Below are 19,871 nucleotides of genomic sequence, written 5' to 3'. Positions count from 1 at the left end.
CATATGCCTGCAGCGCCACGCATCGGCAGCGCCCGCTTGGCCGTTGCGGCGCCGTGTGACGGCGCGCTTACCCGGCCATGTGTTCTTCGGCGATCCAGGCGCGCAGGCGTTGCCGGTGCGGCTCGGACATGGTCAGGAAGCGGAAGCCCGCCCAGGCCTGCCCGGGTGCGTGTGCGGCTTCGGACCATAGCAGGTGCACGCCGACATCGATCTCGGTCGCGCGGCCAACCCGCTCGGGCAGGGAGAAGCGCAACTGGTACAAGGCGTCGTCGTGCAGCGGCACCGAGGCCAACAACAGCATGCCGGTTTCGGACACATTGCCGACCCGGCCGATCTGCGCCTCGCTGAGCATGTCGATGACCGGCAGCAGGTCGGTTGGCTGGCGGCGCGGTGCACGGCGGGTGTCCTGGATCATGGCTGGGCCTCGGCAACAGGCGACTGGCCGGCCAGGCTGCGCAGCGTGCGCACGGTGGCATGCCAGGCGCGATCGATCAGACGCGATTTTTCTTCCACCACCAAACGTGCCTGCCCACCGGCCATCAGCCGCGCCAGGCTGTCCAGCGAGTGCTCGCCAACCTTCTGCCCGCGCTGGTTCACGAACAGCGCGTTGCCGGTCATCGGGCTGTACCAGGACAGGCGTTGCCGGCGCAGGTCGCCTTGCTGGTTGACCACGAATTCGAACCAGGTGCCGAACGGCAAGCTGCGCACCTGCAGGTAGCACTCCTCTTCGGCAGGCGTGCGTGGCGTGGCCGCCTGCTTGCGCGGAGCGTTGTCGCCCTGCTCGCCAAGCCGCGCGCGTGCCTTGAGCTTGGCGGCAAGCTCGGTGCGCGAGGTCACCTCGTCCTCGCCACCGGGCGTGGACAAGCGCCGTGCGATCGCCGCTGCTTCGTCGTGGTGATACCCCACCTGCAGCAACGCGGTTTCCACGTCGGTGCCCAGTGCGATGTCGGTGGGTTGGCCCTTGCTGAGGCAGGTGACCTCGCCAATGCGTGCGGTCAGCGCCTGGCGCTCCTCCCATTCGGGCGACTGCTCGCCCTGCCGCAGCAAGGTCAGCGTGAGCACGTCCGACCAGGCCTGGCGCAGCAGCGATTGCACAAAGCGCGGTGGCGCGCTTTGTTCGCACAGCTGCTCGATGCGCGCTTGGGCCTGCTGCTTGGCAGATTCCAGTCGCTCCTTCCCGCGCGCAGCATCCACATGCCGCCGCTCGGCCACCTCGGCCTTGCGCGCGAGGGTGCGCAGATGGGCCTGGATGTCGTCGTTGGCCGCGGCGAAAACAGCCTCGTCGCCTTGATAGTCGTGGACGATCTTGTCGACCGCGCTGCCCAGCTTGTGCAGCAGTTGCGGGTCGGCATCGTCCTCGCCCAGCCACACGGCCCCGGACTCGGCAACGGTGTTGAGCAATTCGCGCACCGGGTGCTGGTCGCGCACGAAAAAATGCGCATCGGCCAACGCCGCGCGCACCACCGGCACCTGCAACTTGGCAAGCAGCGCCTGGGCGGGAGCTTGCTCACGCACCTCGCGCTGCATCTGCGCATACAGCAGGCCGAGCAGGTCGAAGGTGTCGTTGTCCTGCGGCGATAGTGTGGCATCGGGGCCGTGCTGACGGCGCAGCACTTCCAGCACCTGCCGCTGCAGCGCATCGATGCCGGATGCCTGTGGCGTTGCTGCCGCCTGCGTGGCCAGCGCACCTTGCAGGCTGGCCAATGCATCGCCAAGCGCTGCCTTGGGCACCGCAACGGCCGCACTGTGCTGCGATGCCTGGGCCACCGCGGCGAGCGAGCTAGGAGAGGGCGCCGTGATCTGGTGATGGGCGGGCGCCCTCGCGCCTGCGTGGCTTGCGTGTGCCGCTGCCTGCGACTGCCGTGCCGACGCCATCAAGCCGCCCAGCGCCTGGACTGCGTCGCTGAGCGCCGGCGACAGTGCCTGCGCAGGCGGGGCGATTGCCATTGCTGGTGGCGCGGCAGCGGGATCCAGCAAGGCGCTCTGCCACGCCGTCGGTGCGGCTTGGCCTGCCCAGCCGGTGGCCGGTCGCGGCGTGCGCGGGCCCGCACCAGGCGTATTCGGTGCGACAGCGTCCTTCGACCCATGCGCCGCTGCCGGTGGCGCACGCCGCGTCTGCACCTGCGTGGGTTTGACCAGATACGGGTGATAGATCAATCCCGGCAGGATGCCTTCCTGGGCCAGCGCGCTGTTGGCACTTTCGAACAGGTCGCCCAGTCGGTCCATCACCTGGCGCTCGAACACCTTGTACAGCGTCAGCTGCCCATCCAGGTTCAGCCCCAGCGTCTGACCGCACTGGCGCACGATGCGGCACAGCGCGTAGGGACCAAGCGGCAATTCTTCCAGCTCGAATTCGGCCACCGCACCGATCACCGCCAGGCGCTGCGCCAGCAGGTGCAGGGCATCGGCGCGCCGCGAGGTTTCGCGGCGTGCGATGTCGCTCAAGACAATGTCGCGGTCGATATCGGTGTCTTCGACCAGGGTCAGCATCTGTGCTGGCGCAGGCGCATCGGTCAATGGTGTCAGCACCGGGCGCTCACGCAGGCTGGCCAGCGCTTGCGCCAGTTCCTGCAGGAATGCCTGCGGGAAGCGGTCGATGTGGTCGCGCAGGCCGCGCATCTGTGCGTAGGTTTCGGCCTGGATCTGGCTATTGCGTGCATGCTCGGCCTGATGCAACAGCTCGCGTTCCAGCTCGACGACGGTCAGTCGCAGCGGTCCGCTCAACGCCTGCACGCAGTGCGCGTGCAGCATGCCGAGCAGTCGCCGGCCACGCGCGGATACCGGCGCATCGGCAATCGGGCCGCTAACTGCAGGTTGCATGGGAGACACGTGCATGGACATCCGGGGGAGGCTGGCTTGGTTCGAAGCGTGAGCTATGTAGCATGTTTTTTCGCTGACCGCGCGGCATCGGCCCGCGCCGGCGTGTCCGGCCCGCGATGTGTCAGCCAGTGGTCATGCGGGCCTGCGCCAAGTGCGTATGGCCGATGCCCCGGTTCTGCCGGCGCGCCCCAATCCGCTCACACCCCTCGCGCACGCGCGTCAGCCAGGCGTGGATGGCGCACGGTGCGCAAGGCGGTACATGCCGATGCCAAGCGCCCGACCGCGCCGATCTGGCAGTAAACGCAGCTCTTCGCTGCGCTTAGACCAGGAACAGCTCGACCACATCATTGGTAAAGCGCCGACCCAACTCGGTCGGCACCACGCGCCCGTCCTGCTGGGTCATCCAGCCCTGTGCCACCGCGCGCGCCAGCGGCGCTTCGATGACGCTGGCCGCAAGGCCAGTGGAAGCCTCGAAATCGCTTAGCCGGAAGCCCTCATGCAGGCGTAGCAGGTTGAGCATGTATTCGAACGGCAGCCGTTCGCTCGGCACGATTTCGTCCCCGCCGATGGATGCGGCGGTACCGGCGCTGGCCAGATAGCTCTGCGGATGCTTGTGCTTCCAGCGCCGTAGCACGTGCTGTTCGGCCCCGGAACTGATCTTGCCGTGCGCGCCCGCACCGATGCCCAGGTAATCGCCGAACCGCCAGTAGTTAAGGTTGTGCGCGCACTGTCGCCCCGGCCTGGCGTACGCGCTGACTTCGTATTGGGCGTAGCCGGCGTCGGCGAGCAGGCGTTGGCAGTGCTCCTGGATATCCCAGGCGGCATCGTCGTCGGGAATGCCCTTGGGCGGCCGCGCGAAGAACACCGTGTTCGGCTCCAGCGTGAGCTGGTAATGCGACAGGTGCGCCGGCTGCAGCGCGAAGGCACGCTCCAGGTCGTGCTCGGCCTGCATCAGCGTCTGCTCGGGCAGCGCGTACATCAGGTCGATATTGAAATTATCGTAGCCGGCGTCTTGCGCCAGTTTGATCGCGCGCTCGGCCTCGGCGCTGTCGTGAATGCGGCCAAGTCGCTGCAGCGCCGCATCGTCGAAGGTCTGCACGCCGAAGCTCAGGCGGTTGACGCCCGCAGCGCGGTAGTGCTCGAAACGGCCGTGTTCTGCGGTACCGGGATTGGTTTCCAGGGTGATTTCAAGGTTCGGCGCAAAACGCAGCCGCGCCGCCGCTGCCTGCAGGAAGCGGTCGATCGCCTGCGGCGGAAACAGGCTGGGCGTGCCGCCGCCGAAGAACACCGAGTGCACCACGCGACCCCAGACCAATGGCAGGTCCGCATCCAGATCGCAGATCAGCGCGTCCACGTACTCCTCGAACGGCAATGCGCCCTTGGCCGCATGCGAATTGAAATCGCAGTACGGGCATTTGCGCACGCACCAGGGCAGGTGCACGTAGAGCGACAACGGCGGCGGAATCAGCTGGGGCATTGCGCGAGGTGTGCCTTACAACGACAGCGCATGCAGCTTGTGCTGCAACGTGGCCAGGGCCACCGCGCGATGGCTGAGGCGGTTCTTCAACGCGGTGTCCATCTCCGCCGCGGTCAGTCCATACACCGGATCCAGAAACACCGGGTTGTAGCCGAAACCGCCATCGCCGCGCGGTTCGGTCGTGATCACCCCTTCCCAGCTGCCTTCGGCGATCAGCGGCTGCGGATCTTCCGGATGCCGCAGCAACACGATCACCGCATAAAACCGCGCGCTGCGGCGATCGCTCGGAACCTCGCGCATCGCGTCGAGCAACTTGGCGTTGTTGGCCAGCGCGTTGGTGGGGCTGCCGGCATAGCGCGCGCTGTACAGACCGGGTGCGCCATCCAATGCATCCACGATCAGCCCCGAGTCATCGGCCAGCGCCGGCAAGCCGGTCACCGCGCTGGCATGACGTGCCTTGATCAACGCGTTCTCGACGAAGGTCAGGCCGGTTTCCGGCACATCTTCCACGCCCAGCTCGCCTTGCGCGACGATGCGCAGCGGCAGGTCGGCGAGCATGGCGCGCAGTTCTTCCAGTTTGCCGGCGTTGCCGCTGGCCAGGACCAGTTGTTTCATCGTTTGGGCTCCAGCAGATCCCACTTGGTGCCGTACAGATCGCGGAAGACTGCCACCGTGCCGTACGGCTCTTCGCGCGGGGTTTCCAGAAATTCCACGCCGAACGCCTGCATGGCCGCGTGGTCGCGCCAGAAGTCATCGGTGTAGAGAAAGTGATCCACCCGCCCACCGGTCTGATCGCCGATGCGCGCGCGTTGCGCGGCGTCGGCCGGCTGCGCCAGCAGCAGGGCGGCATCGTCTGCACCGCCCGGGCCGATCACGACCCAGCGCTTGCCATCCTCGAGCGGGCGATCCTGCAGCACGTGGAAACCCAGCGCGCCGGTGTACCAGGCTATGGCCGCATCGTAGTCGGCAACCAGCAAGGTGGTCAGGGCGATGCGGCGGCTCATCCGGCCAGCGCAGCGCGTTGCAGTGCGAACAGCTCGCCCATGCCCTTTTCGGCCAGGGCCAGCAGCGCGTTGAGTTCGTCGCGACGGAAGGCGTGGCCTTCGGCCGTGCCCTGCAGCTCGATGAAGCCGCCGCCGTCGTTCATCACCACATTCATGTCGGTATCGCAGTCGCTGTCTTCCGGGTAATCCAGGTCCAGCACCGGTTCACCACGATAGATGCCGACCGACACCGCAGCCACCGCGCCGATCAGCGGGTGCTTCTTGATGTCGCCGCGCTTGATCAGCAGGTTCACCGCATCGGCCAGCGCCACGTACGCGCCGGTGATGGCCGCGGTGCGGGTGCCGCCATCGGCCTGCAGCACGTCGCAGTCCAGGGTGATGGTGCGCTCGCCCAGCGCATTGCGGTCCACGCAGGCGCGCAGTGCACGGCCGATCAGGCGCTGGATTTCCAGCGTGCGTCCGCCCTGCTTGCCGCGTGCTGCTTCGCGGTCGGAACGGGTATGGGTGGAGCGCGGCAACATGCCGTATTCGGCGGTGACCCAGCCTTCGCCCTTGCCGCGCAGGAAGCCCGGCACGCGGTTTTCCACGCTGGCGGTGCACAGCACGCGGGTGTCGCCGAAGCTGACCAGCACCGAGCCTTCGGCATGGCGGGTGAAGGCGCGTTCGATGCGCACCGGGCGCAGCTGGTCGGCCGTGCGGCCGCTGGGACGGGAAAAGGTCATGCAATGAGTCCGGAAGTCGGGAGGTGGGTCTGGCGCCACTGCGCAGCGTGCAGGCAGGCGGCGAGGGCGGCTAGGGTACCATTCGCGCTTTGACGGCACGGGATTGACGATGATCCGAAGCATGACTGCGTTCGCTGGCAGCGAACGCATCACACCCTGGGGCACGCTCGCTTGCGAGCTGCGCTCGGTCAACCACCGCTTTCTGGAAGTGGGTGTGCGTCTGCCCGAGGAATTGCGTGCGCTGGAACCGCTGCTGCGCGAGCGCGTGGCGGCGAAAAACAGCCGTGGCAAGTTGGATCTGACCCTGCGCCTGCGCGCGCCCGACAATGCGCAAACGCTGGCGGTCAACGAGTCGCTGCTACAGCAGTTGGGTGCGCTGGCCACGCGGCTGGATGGCATGTTTCCCAAATTGCAGGTTGGCTTCACCGACCTGCTGCAGCTGCCCGGCGTGCTGCAGGTGCAGGACGTGGATGCCCCCGCGTTGCAGGCACAGGCGCTGGCGTTGCTGGAAGAAGTAGTGAGCAGCTTCGTGATCGCGCGCGAGCGCGAGGGCGCCAAGCTGGCCGAGGCGATCAGCGAACGGGTGGATGCCATCGAACGCATCGCTGCCGAGGTGCGCTTGCTGATTCCGGTGATTCGCGAAGGTCAGCGCGCCAAGCTGGCCGCGCGCCTGGCCGACCTGCCGCATCCGGTCGATCCGGGGCGTGCCGAGCAGGAGCTGGTGCTGTGGCTGCAGAAGCTGGATGTGGACGAGGAGCTGGACCGCCTGTCCAGCCACATCGCCGAAATCCGCCGCGTGCTCACCCAGCGCGAGCCGGTCGGTCGCCGCCTGGACTTCCTGCTGCAGGAATTCAACCGCGAAGCCAATACGCTGGGCTCCAAGTCGGTGGACAGCCGCACCTCCAATGCCGCCGTGGATCTGAAGGTGTTGATCGACCAGATCCGCGAGCAGGTGCAGAACATCGAGTAGCTGGGAGTGAAGATTCGGGATTCGGGATGTGGCAGCTGCCAGTTCCGGATGTCTGCGGGCTGCGGCCAATCCCGGTAGCATGTCGACCCCGGTGGTACCGGTCCGCAGTCTGTTCGCGAAACCCGACTCCCCAATCCCGAATCCCTGACCCTATGCGCGGCACTCTCTATATCGTTGCGGCCCCCTCCGGCGCCGGCAAGAGCAGCATCGTCAACGCCACCCTGGCGCGCGACCCCAAGATCGCCCTGTCGATCTCGTTCACCTCGCGCGCGCCGCGGCCGGGCGAACGGCATGCCGAGCACTACCATTTCGTCTCCGCCGACGAGTTCCAGGGCATGATCGAGGCGGGCGATTTCTTCGAATACGCGCTGGTGCATGGCGACTGGAAGGGCACCGCGCGGCAGTCGGTGGAGCCGCAGCTGGCCGCCGGTCACGACGTCCTGCTGGAGATCGACTGGCAGGGCGCACGCCAGGTGCGCCAGAAGGTGCCCGATGCGGTCAGCGTGTTCATCCTGCCGCCGTCGCGCCAGGCGCTGGACGAGCGCATGCGCAAGCGCGGGCAGGACAGCGAGGACGTCATGGCGCAACGCCTGGCCGCCGCCCGTGAAGAGATGCTGCATTTTGAAGAGTTCGATTACGTGATCATCAACGAGACCTTCGATACGGCGGTTTCGGAGATGTGCGCCATCTTCACCGCCAGCCGGTTGCGGCGGCAGGCGCAACAACAGCGGCACGCCGGATTGATCCAGGCGCTGCTGGATTGAGCGCAGCTGGCAGGGTAGGGCTGCTTTACCCGGCAGGCGCCGCTGCCGTGCCCACAGCATCTACCACGCGTGGACGACGGTTCTGAACGCGCCGGCTGCACAAGCGATCGCCAAGACGGTTTTCCGTCCGCTCCAAGCGACTCAAACCGCTGATTCCAAAGGAAACTGAATGGGTGGCGGTTGCTGTGGCGCCGGTCGGGGCGTACACTCCGTCCCCTTTCCCTCATTCGATGCGCGGCCGTTGCTGGTCGCCGGGAGCCCGCATGGCCCGCATTACCGTAGAAGATTGCCTGGAAGTCGTGAACAACCGTTTTGAGCTGGTCATGATGGCCTCCAAGCGCGCCCGTCAGCTCGCCAACGGCGTGCAGCCGCTGATCGAGAATGCCGACGCCAGCGACAAGCCCACCGTGATGGCACTGCGCGAGATCGCCGCACGCCGGATCGACAACGCGCTGATCGATGAAGTCGAGAAGGCCGAACGCGAGCGCGCCGAGCGCGAAGCGCTGGAATGGGCCGCCGCCGAAGTGGTCGCCGACGAAGACATGTCCAAGAACGACGATTGATTTCCAGCATTGCTGCGATCGATCAGAACAGCCCGCCTCGATGCGGGCTGTTTTCGTTTTCGGTCCCGGCAATACGCCTGCGTGTGCAAATGTTTGCCGAGACTGCACGGCTGGCATAGTCTTCCGGCATGAACCCAGGCCCCACTGCCCAGGCGACCGTCGTGACGTCTCCGTCTTCCGACCAGGCCATCCCCGACTACGTCCTGCATCTCGAGCGCGCGGCCAGCTACCTGCCCAAGGAGCAACTGCCGATCCTGCGCCGTGCCTGGGAAGTGGGCGCCAGCGCGCATGCCGGGCAGACCCGCAAGTCGGGCGAGCCGTACATCACCCACCCGGTGGCGGTGGCTGGCGTGCTGGCCGAACTGGGCCTGGACATGGAATCGCTGATCGCGGCGATCCTGCACGACACCATTGAAGATACGCCGCTGACGCGCGAAGAACTGGCGTCCGAGTTCGGCGAAGCGGTGGCCGAGCTGGTCGATGGCGTGACCAAGCTGGACAAGCTCAAGTTCCGCGACCGCCAGGAAGCGGCGGCGGAAAGTTTCCGCAAGATGCTGCTGGCGATGTCGCGCGATCTGCGCGTGATCATGATCAAGCTGGCCGACCGCCTGCATAACATGCGCACGCTCGGCGCCCAGAGCACCGAGGCACGCGGCCGCATCGCACGCGAAACGCTGGAGATCTACGCACCCATCGCGCAGCGGCTGGGCATGAGCCTGATCAAGTCCGAATTGCAGAACCTGGGCTTCCGCGCGTTGTATCCGTGGCGCCACGCCATCATCGAGAAACACATCCGTAGCCAGCCGGTGGTGCGGCGCGAATCGATGGCGCAAGTGGAAGTGCAGCTGTCCCAGCGCCTGGCCAAGGAAGGGCTGGAGCATCGGCTGGTCAGCCGCATCAAAACGCCCTGGAGCATCTATTCCAAGATGCACGAAGAGAACAAGTCCTTCGACCAGGTGATGGACGTGTTCGGCTTTCGCCTGGTGGTGCGCACGGTGGCCGATTGCTATCACGCACTCGGCGCGGTGCATGCCAGCTTCAAGCCGCTGGACGGGCGCTTCCGCGATTTCATCGCGATCCCCAAGGCCAACGGCTACCAGTCGCTGCACACCGTGCTGTTCGGACCGTACGGCTCGCCGATCGAAGTGCAGATCCGCACCGAAGAGATGGATCTGATCGCCGAACGCGGCGTGGCGGCGCACTGGACCTACAAGGTAGGTTCGGCCTCGCCCAACAGCGCGCAGAGCCGTGCGCACGACTGGATCGTGGAACTGATCGATTCGCAGCGCGCCGCCGGCTCGTCGCTGGAATTCCTCGACAACGTCAAGGTCGACCTGTTCCCCGACGAGGTCTATCTGTTCACGCCCAAGGGCAAGATCCTGGCGTTGCCGCGCAATTCCACCGCGCTGGATTTTGCCTACGCGGTGCATACCGACGTGGGCAATCGCGCCGTGGCCTCGCGCGTGGACAAGAAGCTGGTGCCGCTGCGCACCAAGCTGGTCAGCGGGCAGGCGGTGGAGATCATCACCGCACGCTCGGCCACGCCCAAGCCGCAGTGGCTGGAATTTGTGGTCAGCAGCAAGGCGCGCACCGCCATCCGGCATCAGCTCAAGCAACTCGAGCACGAAGATGCCGTGCAGTTGGGCCACCGCATGCTGGACCGCGCGCTGGAAGCGATGGACTCCTCGCTGGAACGGCTGCCCAAGGGTCGCCTGGACGCCTTCCTTGCCGAGCACCGCTACCCGCGTCTGGAAGCGCTGCTGGCCGATGTGGCGCTTGGCAACTGGATGCCCAATCAGGCCGCGCAGGCACTGATGGCTTACGCAGAATTGCGTGGCGGTGGCCTGTCCAAGCATTCGCACGAGAAGATCCTGATCGACGGCAGCGAGCGCGGCGTGATCAGTTTCGCCAATTGCTGCCAGCCGATTCCCGGCGACGAAATCATGGGCTACCACACCGCCGGCAAGGGCATCGTGGTGCACCGCCTGGACTGCCCGAACCTGGCGGAACTGCGCAAATCGCCCGAACGCTGGGTGCCGATCGACTGGGACTCCAACGTGACCGGCGACTACGACACCGCGCTGGTGGTCGAAGTGGAAAACCGCACCGGCGTTCTGGCGCAGCTGGCGGCCGCCATCGCGCAGAGTCAGTCCAATATCGAGCGCGTGGACTATCTGGACCGCGACTTCAACGCAGCCGTGCTGCGCTTCAACATCCAGGTGCGCGACCGCCGCCACCTGGCCGAGGTGATGCGTCGGCTGCGCCGCCTGCATGTGGTGCAGAGCGTCGGACGCCAGTAGCGTCTGGCGCGCTCGCGCAACAGTCGAGCAAATCCGCACAAAGGCCTAAACTGCAGCAACCCTTTGCAGTGGAGCGTCCATGTCACAGATCATCCATACCGACCAGGCGCCTGCCGCCATCGGCCCGTATTCGCAGGCCGTGCGTGCCGGCAACACCGTGTATTTCTCGGGGCAGATCCCGCTGGACCCGGCCACCGGCGAGATCGTGCCGGGCGACATCGGTGCACAGGCGCGCCGTGCATTCGACAACCTCAAGGCGGTGGCCGAAGCGGCCGGCGGCTCGCTCGACAAGATCGTGCGCCTGGGCCTGTATCTGACCGACCTGGGGCAGTTCGCCGCCGTCAACGCGGTGATGCAGGAATATTTCCAGGCGCCGTTCCCGGCGCGTTCGACCATCGAAGTCTCCGGCCTGCCCAAGGGCGCAGGCTTCGAAGTGGATGCAGTGATGGTGATCGAGTGATCCTGCGCCGCTGATCGGCCGTGTCGCGCACGCGCGTCGTCACGCCCAGCCTGGCCGTCGCCGGCCAGGCCCGGCTGTCCAGCCTGCCCGGTGTCGGCCCGAAAGTGGCCGACAAGTTCGCTGCGCGCGGCATCCTCAGCGTGCAGGACCTGTGGCTGCATCTGCCGCTGCGTTACGAAGACCGCACGCGCTTGACCACCATCGCGCAGCTGCAAGGTGGCGTGCCGGCGCAGATCGAAGGACGTGTGGAGGCAGTCGAGCGCGGCTTCCGCTTCCGGCCGGTGCTGCGCGTGGCAGTGTCCGACGCATCGCACGGTACGCTGGTGCTGCGCTTCTTTCATTTTCGTGCGGCGCAGGTGGCGCAGTTTGCGGTCGGCACGCGGGTGCGGGTATTCGGCACACCCAAGCCCGGCCAGCACGGCTGGGAAATCGTGCACCCCAGTTACCGCGTGCTCGCGCCGGACGAGGATGCCGGGTTGGGCGACAGTCTGGATCCGGTGTATCCGGTGCTCGAAGGCGTTGGCCCGGCGACGTTGCGCAAGCTCATCGGCCAGGCGCTGGAGCGTCTGCCGCCCGAAAGTGCGCTGGAATTGTTGCCGCCGCACTGGCTGCAGGACGAGCGACTGCCCTCGTTGCGCGCGGCGTTGCTGACCATGCATCGGCCGCCGGTTGGTACGGATCCACAGCAGCTGCTCGCCGGAGGCCACCCGGCCCAGCAACGCCTGGCGATCGAGGAATTGCTGGCACATCAGCTCAGCCTGCGCCGGCAACGCATCGCGTTGCAGCGTCTGCACGCGCCCAGCCTGCCCGGCAACGGCATGTTGGTGCAGCAGTTGCGCAAGGCGCTGCCGTTCCAGCTGACCGGCGCGCAACAACGCGTGTTCGAGCAGATCGCGCATGACCTTGCGCAGCAATCGCCGATGCTGCGGCTGGTGCAGGGCGATGTTGGCAGCGGCAAGACCGTGGTTGCTGCGCTGGCGGCGATGCTGGCGGTGGAGCGGGGCAAGCAGGTCGCACTCGCCGCGCCTACCGAACTGCTGGCCGAGCAGCACCTCGCCAATCTGCGCGGCTGGTTGGAACCGTTGGGCATTCGCATCGTCTGGCTGGCAGGCAAGGTCACCGGCAAGGCGCGCGCTGCAGCGATGGCCGAGGTCGCCTCCGGTCAGGCGCAGGTCGTGGTCGGCACGCATGCTTTGATGCAGGAAGCGGTGGTCTTCCACGACTTGGCGTTGGCCATCATCGACGAGCAACACCGCTTCGGCGTGCATCAGCGCCTTGCGTTGCGCGACAAGGGAGCGGCGGCGGGCAGCGTGCCGCATCAGCTGGTGATGACTGCCACGCCCATTCCGCGCACGTTGGCGATGTCGGCTTACGCAGATCTGGATGTTTCGGCCATCGACGAACTGCCGCCTGGCCGCACGCCGGTGCAGACGATCGTGCTGAGCGCAGAACGCCGCCCCGAATTGGTCGAACGCATCCGCGCCGCCTGCGCCGAAGGGCGCCAGGCGTACTGGGTGTGCACCCTGATCGAAGAAAGCGAAGAACCCGGCAAGGGCGCGCAAGGCCAGCAAGGCGGTCCGCCACGCATCGAAGCGCAGGCCGCCGAAGTTACCTTCGAGACCTTGTCGGCGCAGTTGCCGGGCGTGCGGGTGGCGCTGGTGCACGGCCGCATGAAGCCGGCCGAAAAGCAGAAGGCCATGCTGGATTTCAAGCAAGGCCGCAGCGACCTGCTGGTGGCCACCACCGTGATCGAAGTCGGCGTGGACGTGCCTAACGCATCGTTGATGATCATCGAAAACGCCGAGCGGCTGGGCTTGGCCCAGTTGCACCAGTTGCGCGGTCGGGTCGGGCGTGGTGCAGCTGCCTCCAGTTGCGTGCTGCTGTACCAGGGGCCGTTGTCGATGATGGCGCGCCAGCGCCTGGAGACCATGCGCCAGACCAACGATGGTTTTGTGATCGCGGAGAAGGATCTGGAGTTACGTGGCCCGGGCGAATTGCTGGGCACCCGGCAAACCGGCCTGGCCAGTTTCCGCATTGCCGATCTGGCACGCGACGCCGGCCTGTTGCCGCGCGTGCAGGTATTGGCCGAGCGGCTGCTGGACGAAGCGCCGGAAATCGCCGACCGCGTGGTCGAACGCTGGATCGGCGGTGCGGTGCGGTATGCGGCCGCTTGAGCGGCGGGGATTCGGGAGTCGGGATTGGGGATTGGTCAAAGCGGGGTTGCTGCGACCTGCACGTTCCGGGAATTCGCGCGGCTCGCCGATCCTTGCGAAGATGCCACAACGAATCCCGAATGCCCAATCCCGAATCTCATGACAAAAAGAATACCGCTGCTGATCGATACCGACCCTGGCGTGGATGACGCGTTGGCGCTGCTGATGGCCTTCAACGACACCCGCCATGAGGTGGTCGGCCTGACCATCGCCGCCGGTAACGTGGGCTTGCAGCACACCGTGCGCAATGCCTTGAAGGTCTGCGAGATCGCTGGCCGTACCGATGTGCCGGTCTACGCCGGCTGCCCGCAGCCGTTGCTGCACCCCTCGGTGGATGCGGCGCACGTGCACGGTCTCGACGGATTCGGCGATGTGGGCCTAGCACCGGCCAAGCGCACTGCCGAGGCCGAACACGCCGCGCTCGCCATCCTGCGTCTGTCGCACGAGCACGCCGGCAAGCTGCTGCTGCTGGCGCTCGGCCCACTGACCAATCTTGCCCTGGCACTCACCCTGGATCCGACCTTGCCGCAGCGCGTCGCGCGGCTGGTGGTGATGGGCGGGGCGTTGACCGGGCACGGCAATATCACCGCTGCGGCCGAGTTCAATATCGGTTTCGACCCGGAAGCGGCGCATATCGTGTTCGGCGGCTTTCCGCAGTTCGACGTGGCCGATTGGGAAGCCACTATCGCGCACGGCCTGCTGCACCGGGACGTGGAGCAATGGCTGGCGGCCGATTCTGGCCGCGCCCGGTTCTACGAGGAAATCTCGCGCAAGACCCGGCTGTGGTCCGAAGACAGCCGCGGCGAGTACTGGTATGCCGCCGACGCGCTGGCGATGGCGTTCGCACTGCACCCGGAAGGCGCGCAGCGGCTGGAGCGGCGCCCGGTACACATCGAACTGTCCGGTGCGCATACCCGTGGCATGACCTTGGTGGACTGGAACCGGCAGGGCGGGGCGCCCGACAATGCCAATCTGCTGCTGGCCTATGACCTCCAGCAGTTCTATGGGCTGGTAGGGGCCGCCCTGGCGGCGAACTGAGGCGACCTTGCGCCGGCTGCCTGGGCGCAGCTATAATGCCCGGCTTATCCAGGCAGCCCGGCGCCAAGTCCATGAAAGATAACGTTCATCCCAACTACAAAGACGTCGTCTTTCACGACGTGACGTCCGATTTCAAGATTCTGACCCGTTCCACCATGACCTCGAAAGAGACCGTGAGGTGGGAAGACGGCCAGGAATACCCGCTGATCAAGGTGGAAATTTCCTCGTCCTCGCACCCGTTCTATACCGGCAAGCACAAGGTGATCGACACCGGCGGCCGTATCGACAAGTTCCAGAAGCGCTACGCGCGCTGAACTTGTAGGACGGGCTGTACCGGCAGCGGCCGCGCATTGCGCGGCCGTTGTTTTTTGGGGCGCTGAACGCCCCGCCTGTATGCCTGGCGCAACGCGTCTACGACTTCTGTCCAAGCGACGGCCAAAATGCTGCTGTGCGATAATGGCCTGATCCGAGGCGATGCCTTGGACTTCCATCACGTGCCTGCCCATGTGGGATCAGGCGCCTTCCACTGAAGGAGCGTACACAGTGTCCGATCTTGATCAGGTCACGCTCAACGCCGGCGACAAGTCGGTCGTTCTGCCGGTTCTCAAGCCCACGCTTGGCAATGATTGCGTCGATATCTCAAAGCTGACCAAAGAAACCGGTCTGTTCACCTACGACTCGGGCTTCACCGCCACCGCCAGCTGCAAGTCCGCCATCACCTATATCGATGGCGACAATGGCGTGTTGCTGTATCGCGGTTACCCGATCGAACAGCTGGCCGAAAAGTCCAGCTTCCTTGAGGTCTCGTACCTGCTGATGAACGGCGAACTGCCGACGGCGGACGAATTCAAGAAGTTCGACCACGAAGTGACGCATCACACGATGATGCACGAGTCGCTGAAGAACTTCCTCGGTGGTTTCCGTCATGACGCGCACCCGATGGCCATGCTGGCCGGCTCGGTCGCCTCGCTGTCGGCGTTCTACCACGACACCCTGGACCTCAACGATCCGGAGCAGCGCCGTCAGGCTGCCATCCGTCTGATCGCCAAGGTGCCGACCTTGGCAGCTGCGGCGTACCGTTATTCGATCGGCTGGCCGATCCGCTACCCACGCAACAACCTGAACTACGTCGACCGCTTCCTGCACATGATGTTCGAGGTGCCGAGCGAGCCGCTGGAGATCAATCCGGTCGTTGCCAAGGCCCTGGACCTGCTGTTCATCCTGCACGCCGACCACGAGCAGAACGCCTCGACCTCGACCGTGCGTCTGGTCGGTTCGACCGGCGCCAATCCGTATGCGTCGGTCGCCGCCGGCATCACCGCGCTGTGGGGCCCGGCACACGGCGGCGCCAACGAAGCGGTGCTGAAGATGCTCGAGGAAATCGGCACCGCCGACAACGTCGAATCTGCCGTGGCCAAGGCCAAGGACAAGAATTCCTCGTTCCGTCTGATGGGCTTCGGTCACCGCGTCTACAAGAACTTCGATCCGCGCGCCAAGATCATCCGTGAGATGACCCACAAGGTGCTGGGCGAGCTGGGCGTCAACGACCCGCTGCTGGAAGTGGCGTTGAAGCTGGAAGAGGCCGCGCTGAAGGACGACTACTTCGTGCAGCGCAAGCTGTACCCGAACGTCGACTTCTACTCGGGCATCATCTACAAGGCGCTCAATATCCCGGTGGAAATGTTCACCGTGATGTTCGCCATCGCACGCACCGCAGGTTGGGTGTCGCATTGGCTGGAGCAGCAGGTCGACCCGGAGATGAAGATCGGCCGTCCGCGCCAGATCTACACCGGTTACGACAAGCGCGATTACACCGACAGCGCCAAGCGCTGATCGGTCCACGCGTACCTGCGTAAACAAACGCCCCGCATTGCGGGGCGTTTGCATTTGAACAGTTGCGCGGCGGTCGATCTTCCAACAACGCTTGCCGCTGCCGTGGCGATTGGCAACCGGCAACCGGCGACCGGCGACCGGCGACCGGCGGCGCATGGCACAACGGTTCGTCCGGCAGTGGCGAGGTCCGAGTAAAGCGACCGCGGTGCAGTGGCTTCGTGACGCGATTTAAATGAAGTGCAGAGCTCGCCCGCACAGGCAAGCCGCGTCACATGATCGACTCAGCGCAGCAGTGCTGAGCCGTCGGAACCGTCGCCGTCTGTCAGCAACTGTCGCACCTGCGCGGCCGACGCCCGCGGCATCGGCTTTTCGTCCAGCTGCGATAGCGGCGCCTGCCGCAGCGCGTCGTAGGGCAGCACGGTGAGATCGAAGGTGAGGTCTTCGGCGCTGAACAGCCACACCGGAAACTCGCCGTTGCGCTCGCGATCCAGGCGCAGCCGGCGCGTGCGCGACTCGGCCGGAATGCGGTGTTCTTCCAGAAATCGCTGCACGGCATCGGCATCGTCGCTGTGCAGCTGCAGGTGCACCGGCGCATTGGCGTCGGCGGTGCCGTCCAGCACCGGGCCGGTCAGTCGTGGCTGGAAGGGGCTGAGAAAATCAAGCGCCCGCAACGCGGCTTCGCGACGTTGGCGCAGACGCGCGCCATGCGCAGGTCCGGCGAACAGGCGCTGGTACTCGCGCAACGCATCTTCGATCTCGCGATTGCGTGGTAGCGAAGCATCGTCGTGAATGCCGAGCCGGCTGGCAGCCTTGAGCTTGGCTTGATGAAAATCGCGGATGCCGCCTTCGGCCATCAGGCGTGCGGCTTCGTGCGCCAGACGATGGCGACGTTCCCGGGTGCGTGTATCGGCGTGCGCGCGTGCGTGGTGCATGACCGGGCTCCCCTAATGAACCTGATCTGGACTCTACAACAGCTGCATGAAGACATGGCGAATGCGTCATGTCATTGCAAAGGAACGATCACGTAGCGGTGACCGGATGGTCCAGGCGCGGATATGCACGGGCGAGGCGCACTGCGCGTGCAATCTCGGTGGCGGGCAGGCGGGCACTGCGCCGAACCGGTAACAATGCCGCCAGCGATCCACCAGGCTTGCCATGGCCGGCGCGCATTCAATCGGTGGCAAAAAAAATTGGGGAACCGAACAGCCATGCCGTTCCGATTCCCCAATCCCAATTTCCGAATCCCGGCTCTCAGAAAATGTCGAACGCCTTCTCGTCCTGCTGTTCCTGCAGGCCGTAGTCGTAATCCTGCAGGCGGTCCAGATCTTCGTTCTTCACCCATTCGACCGCGCCATTGATGGTGGCCTGGGTCATGCCGTCGGGCGGGTCGTTGGCGGCGATCGGCTTGTCCTTGAGCGCCACGCGCATGTAGTCGATCCAGATCGGCAGCGCCGCCTTGCCACCGTATTCGCGATAGCCAAGCGAGCGGAAGTCGTCGCGGCCTACCCACACGGTGGTGACGTAGGGGCCGCCAAAGCCGGAGAACCAGGCGTCGCGGTGCTCGTTGGTGGAGCCGGTCTTGCCGCCCACGTCCTCGCGGCCGAGTACCTTGGCCGCGGTGCCAGTGCCGCGCTGGACCACGTCGCGCATCATCGACACCAGCTGGTAGGCGGTGCGCTCGTCGATCGCGCGCGGCGCGATCTTGGTCTGCGCGGCTGCAGCAGGGGCGGTCTGTGCCGGCGCCGCGGTGGCCGTGGCCGGTGCGGCAGGCGGTGTTTCCGGTGCCTGTGCGCCGAAGTTGAAGCCATCCACGACCTGGCTCACGGGCGCCACATTGCCGCCTTGCAGGGCGCAGGTGCGGCAGGCCACCGCCGGCACTTCCTTGAAGATGACATTGCCCTCGCGGTCTTTGACCTCATCCACAATCCAGGTATCTACCCGTGAGCCGCCATTGGCAAACACCGCATAACCGCGTGCCACAGACAGCGGCGTCAGCGAGGCGGTGCCCAGCGACATCGACAGGTTGGGCGGCAACTCGGCCTCCTGGAACCCGAATTGACTGATGTATTTGCGTGCGAAATCGACGCTGATCGCATCCAGTAGGCGTACCGACACCAGGTTTCGCGACTGCACCAGCGCCTCGCGCAGGCGCATCGGCCCGCGGAAGCCGCCGCCATCGTTCTGCGGCGACCAGGTCTTGCCGCGCCGGTCGCGGAACACCACCGGCGCGTCCAGCACGATCGAGGCCGGGTTGAAGCCCTTTTCGAATGCGGCGGCGTAGACGAACGGCTTGAAGCTCGATCCTGGCTGGCGCCGTGCCTGGGTGGCGCGGTTGAACTTGTTGCCCGCAAAGCTGAAGCCGCCCACCAGCGCACGCAGGGCGCCGCTGTTGGCATCCAGCGACACCAACGCCGCCTGGCCGCGCGGCAACTGGTCGATGATCCACTCGCCGTCTTTTTCGCCGGCGCGAATGCGGGTCAGGTCACCGCGGGTCAGCAGCTTGGCCGGGGTCTTGCCGGTCCAGCGGCTGGCACTGGCGGGCAGGGTCAGTTCGGTCTTGTCGCTCTGCACGACCGTGACTCCGCCATCGGGATTGGTGCGCGCCACGATCACCGCACGCAGTCCACCCTGGGTGAACGCGCCTGCCAGGTGCTTGGCCAGCGCGGGCGCGTCCACATCGGCGGCCACGTCGAAGTGCTGCTCGACGCCATGCCAGCCATGGCGATGATCGTAGACCCGCAAGCCGTCGGCGACCGCCACGTCCGCACCGGTCTGCAGGGTCGCATCGATGGTCGTGGTGACGTGGTAGCCCTTGTTGAGCACATCGCCGCCGTACTTGGCGATCATTTCCTGGCGCACCAGCTCGGCCACGTAAGGGGCGTACACCTCCACCGGCGGCTCATGCGGCTTGGCATGCATGGGAACCGCCTTGGCGGCGTCGGCTTCGGCCTGGCTGACAAAGCCCAGGTCGGCCATGCGCTGCAGGACGTAATAGTCGCGACGCTCCTGCGCACGCTCAGGGTTACTGATCGGGTTGCCGCTGGACGGGAACTTGGGGATGCCGGCCAGCGAGGCCATCTCGTCCAGGCTCAATTCGCTCATCTTCTTGCCGTAGTAGTACTCGGCAGCGGCCCCGACGCCATAGGCGCGGTTGCCGAAGAAACTCTTGTTGAGATACAGCTCGAAGATCTCGTCCTTGCTCAGCTCACTTTCGATCTTGCGGGCCAGCAGGATCTCCGCCAGCTTGCGGGTGTAGCTGTACTCCGAACTCAGGAAGAACTGCCGCGCCACCTGCTGGGTGATGGTCGAACCCCCCGGCACGCGCTTGGCGTCGGTGGTTGTCAGCAGCCATACCGCGCGGGCGATGCCCTTGTAGTCCACACCGCCATGCTCGTAGAAGCGCGCGTCCTCGGTGGCCAGGAAGGCCTGCTTCAGGCGCAGCGGCACGTCCTTCATCTGGATGGGGTAGCGCCGGGTCTCGCCATACACGGCCATGAGCCGGCCATCGCTGGAATAGACGTACATCGGCTCCTGCAGCTCTACCTGCTTGAGCGATTGAACGTCCGGCAACTTCGAGGAAATGGCGTAATACAGGCCGCCGGCAGCAATAGCGCCAAGCAGTGCGAGCACGACGATCGTGGCCAGGATCCAGCCCAGCCAACGGCGAATACGGGGCATGTAAGAGAGATTCCGATTGCAGATTTCTT

General features: G+C 65.7%; 17 protein-coding genes. 9 read left to right on the top strand and 8 right to left on the bottom strand.

From position 1 onward, the window contains the following. Positions 1-67 precede the first annotated feature (67 nt). The 6 genes from ACCQ03_RS17005 to rph form a co-directional block, all read right to left on the bottom strand. On the bottom strand, positions 68-415 hold the full coding sequence (locus ACCQ03_RS17005; RefSeq protein ID WP_017156859.1) for a PilZ domain-containing protein: 348 nt from the start codon (positions 413-415) through the stop codon (positions 68-70). Next, on the bottom strand, positions 412-2,841 hold the full coding sequence (locus ACCQ03_RS17000; protein ID WP_057678145.1) for a DUF1631 domain-containing protein: 2,430 nt from the start codon (positions 2,839-2,841) through the stop codon (positions 412-414). Before ACCQ03_RS17000 ends, ACCQ03_RS17005 begins: the two co-directional genes overlap by 4 nt. Positions 2,842-3,139: 298 nt before the next feature. Next, positions 3,140-4,297 carry a radical SAM family heme chaperone HemW gene (gene hemW, locus ACCQ03_RS16995; protein ID WP_057678146.1) on the bottom strand — a complete coding sequence of 386 codons (1,158 nt, stop codon included), beginning with the start codon at positions 4,295-4,297 and terminating at the stop codon, positions 3,140-3,142. A gap of 15 nt (positions 4,298-4,312) precedes the next feature. Further along, positions 4,313-4,912, bottom strand: a complete 600-nt coding sequence (rdgB, locus tag ACCQ03_RS16990; RefSeq protein ID WP_057678147.1) for an RdgB/HAM1 family non-canonical purine NTP pyrophosphatase — start codon at positions 4,910-4,912, stop codon at positions 4,313-4,315. Then, positions 4,909-5,301, bottom strand: a complete 393-nt coding sequence (locus tag ACCQ03_RS16985; RefSeq protein ID WP_017156863.1) for a VOC family protein — start codon at positions 5,299-5,301, stop codon at positions 4,909-4,911. Before ACCQ03_RS16985 ends, rdgB begins: the two co-directional genes overlap by 4 nt. Then, the gene (gene rph / locus ACCQ03_RS16980) at positions 5,298-6,023 is read right to left on the bottom strand and encodes a ribonuclease PH (RefSeq protein ID WP_008575825.1); all 726 of its coding nucleotides are present in this window, start codon (positions 6,021-6,023) and stop codon (positions 5,298-5,300) included. Before rph ends, ACCQ03_RS16985 begins: the two co-directional genes overlap by 4 nt. Positions 6,024-6,132: 109 nt before the next feature. On the opposite strand from rph, the gene ACCQ03_RS16975 reads away from it, so the two are divergent. From ACCQ03_RS16975 to ACCQ03_RS16935, 9 genes are all read left to right on the top strand, one after another. Beyond that, the gene (locus ACCQ03_RS16975; protein WP_057678148.1) at positions 6,133-6,993 is read left to right on the top strand and encodes a YicC/YloC family endoribonuclease; all 861 of its coding nucleotides are present in this window, start codon (positions 6,133-6,135) and stop codon (positions 6,991-6,993) included. A 152-nt stretch (positions 6,994-7,145) separates the two neighbouring features. Then, complete coding sequence (gmk, locus tag ACCQ03_RS16970; RefSeq protein ID WP_005996765.1) at positions 7,146-7,757, top strand: guanylate kinase; 612 nt, start codon at positions 7,146-7,148, stop codon at positions 7,755-7,757. A 263-nt stretch (positions 7,758-8,020) separates the two neighbouring features. Further along, positions 8,021-8,320, top strand: a complete 300-nt coding sequence (rpoZ, locus tag ACCQ03_RS16965) for a DNA-directed RNA polymerase subunit omega (protein WP_002812428.1) — start codon at positions 8,021-8,023, stop codon at positions 8,318-8,320. Positions 8,321-8,448: 128 nt separating this feature from the next. After that, positions 8,449-10,620, top strand: coding sequence for a RelA/SpoT family protein (locus ACCQ03_RS16960; RefSeq protein WP_008575831.1), 2,172 nt, complete (start codon positions 8,449-8,451; stop codon positions 10,618-10,620). A 79-nt stretch (positions 10,621-10,699) separates the two neighbouring features. After that, positions 10,700-11,080, top strand: a complete 381-nt coding sequence (locus ACCQ03_RS16955) for a RidA family protein (RefSeq protein WP_005911914.1) — start codon at positions 10,700-10,702, stop codon at positions 11,078-11,080. A gap of 20 nt (positions 11,081-11,100) precedes the next feature. Then, positions 11,101-13,254: an ATP-dependent DNA helicase RecG gene (gene recG / locus ACCQ03_RS16950; protein ID WP_057678150.1), complete on the top strand. Its 2,154-nt coding sequence runs from the start codon at positions 11,101-11,103 to the stop codon at positions 13,252-13,254. Positions 13,255-13,392: 138 nt separating this feature from the next. After that, positions 13,393-14,331, top strand: a complete 939-nt coding sequence (locus tag ACCQ03_RS16945; protein WP_209225829.1) for a nucleoside hydrolase — start codon at positions 13,393-13,395, stop codon at positions 14,329-14,331. Positions 14,332-14,402: 71 nt separating this feature from the next. Next, positions 14,403-14,645, top strand: coding sequence for a type B 50S ribosomal protein L31 (locus ACCQ03_RS16940; RefSeq protein ID WP_057680147.1), 243 nt, complete (start codon positions 14,403-14,405; stop codon positions 14,643-14,645). 229 nt (positions 14,646-14,874) lie between these two features. Continuing rightward, the gene (locus ACCQ03_RS16935) at positions 14,875-16,164 is read left to right on the top strand and encodes a citrate synthase (RefSeq protein WP_003486167.1); all 1,290 of its coding nucleotides are present in this window, start codon (positions 14,875-14,877) and stop codon (positions 16,162-16,164) included. A 281-nt stretch (positions 16,165-16,445) separates the two neighbouring features. Here the strand turns inward: ACCQ03_RS16935 and ACCQ03_RS16930 are convergent, their stop codons facing one another. Beyond that, positions 16,446-17,096, bottom strand: a complete 651-nt coding sequence (locus tag ACCQ03_RS16930) for a hypothetical protein (protein WP_057679441.1) — start codon at positions 17,094-17,096, stop codon at positions 16,446-16,448. Between the two features lie 319 nt (positions 17,097-17,415). Continuing rightward, positions 17,416-19,842 carry a penicillin-binding protein 1A gene (locus ACCQ03_RS16925; protein ID WP_057679440.1) on the bottom strand — a complete coding sequence of 809 codons (2,427 nt, stop codon included), beginning with the start codon at positions 19,840-19,842 and terminating at the stop codon, positions 17,416-17,418. Positions 19,843-19,871 lie beyond the last annotated feature (29 nt).

The sequence above is a fragment of the Xanthomonas sp. NCPPB 3569 genome, assembly GCF_041475645.2.
In the GTDB taxonomy this organism is placed as follows: Bacteria; Pseudomonadota; Gammaproteobacteria; order Xanthomonadales; family Xanthomonadaceae; genus Xanthomonas; species Xanthomonas phaseoli.
The sequence above is the reverse complement of the archived record's forward strand: the minus strand, read 5'-3'. Positions and strand labels throughout refer to the sequence as shown.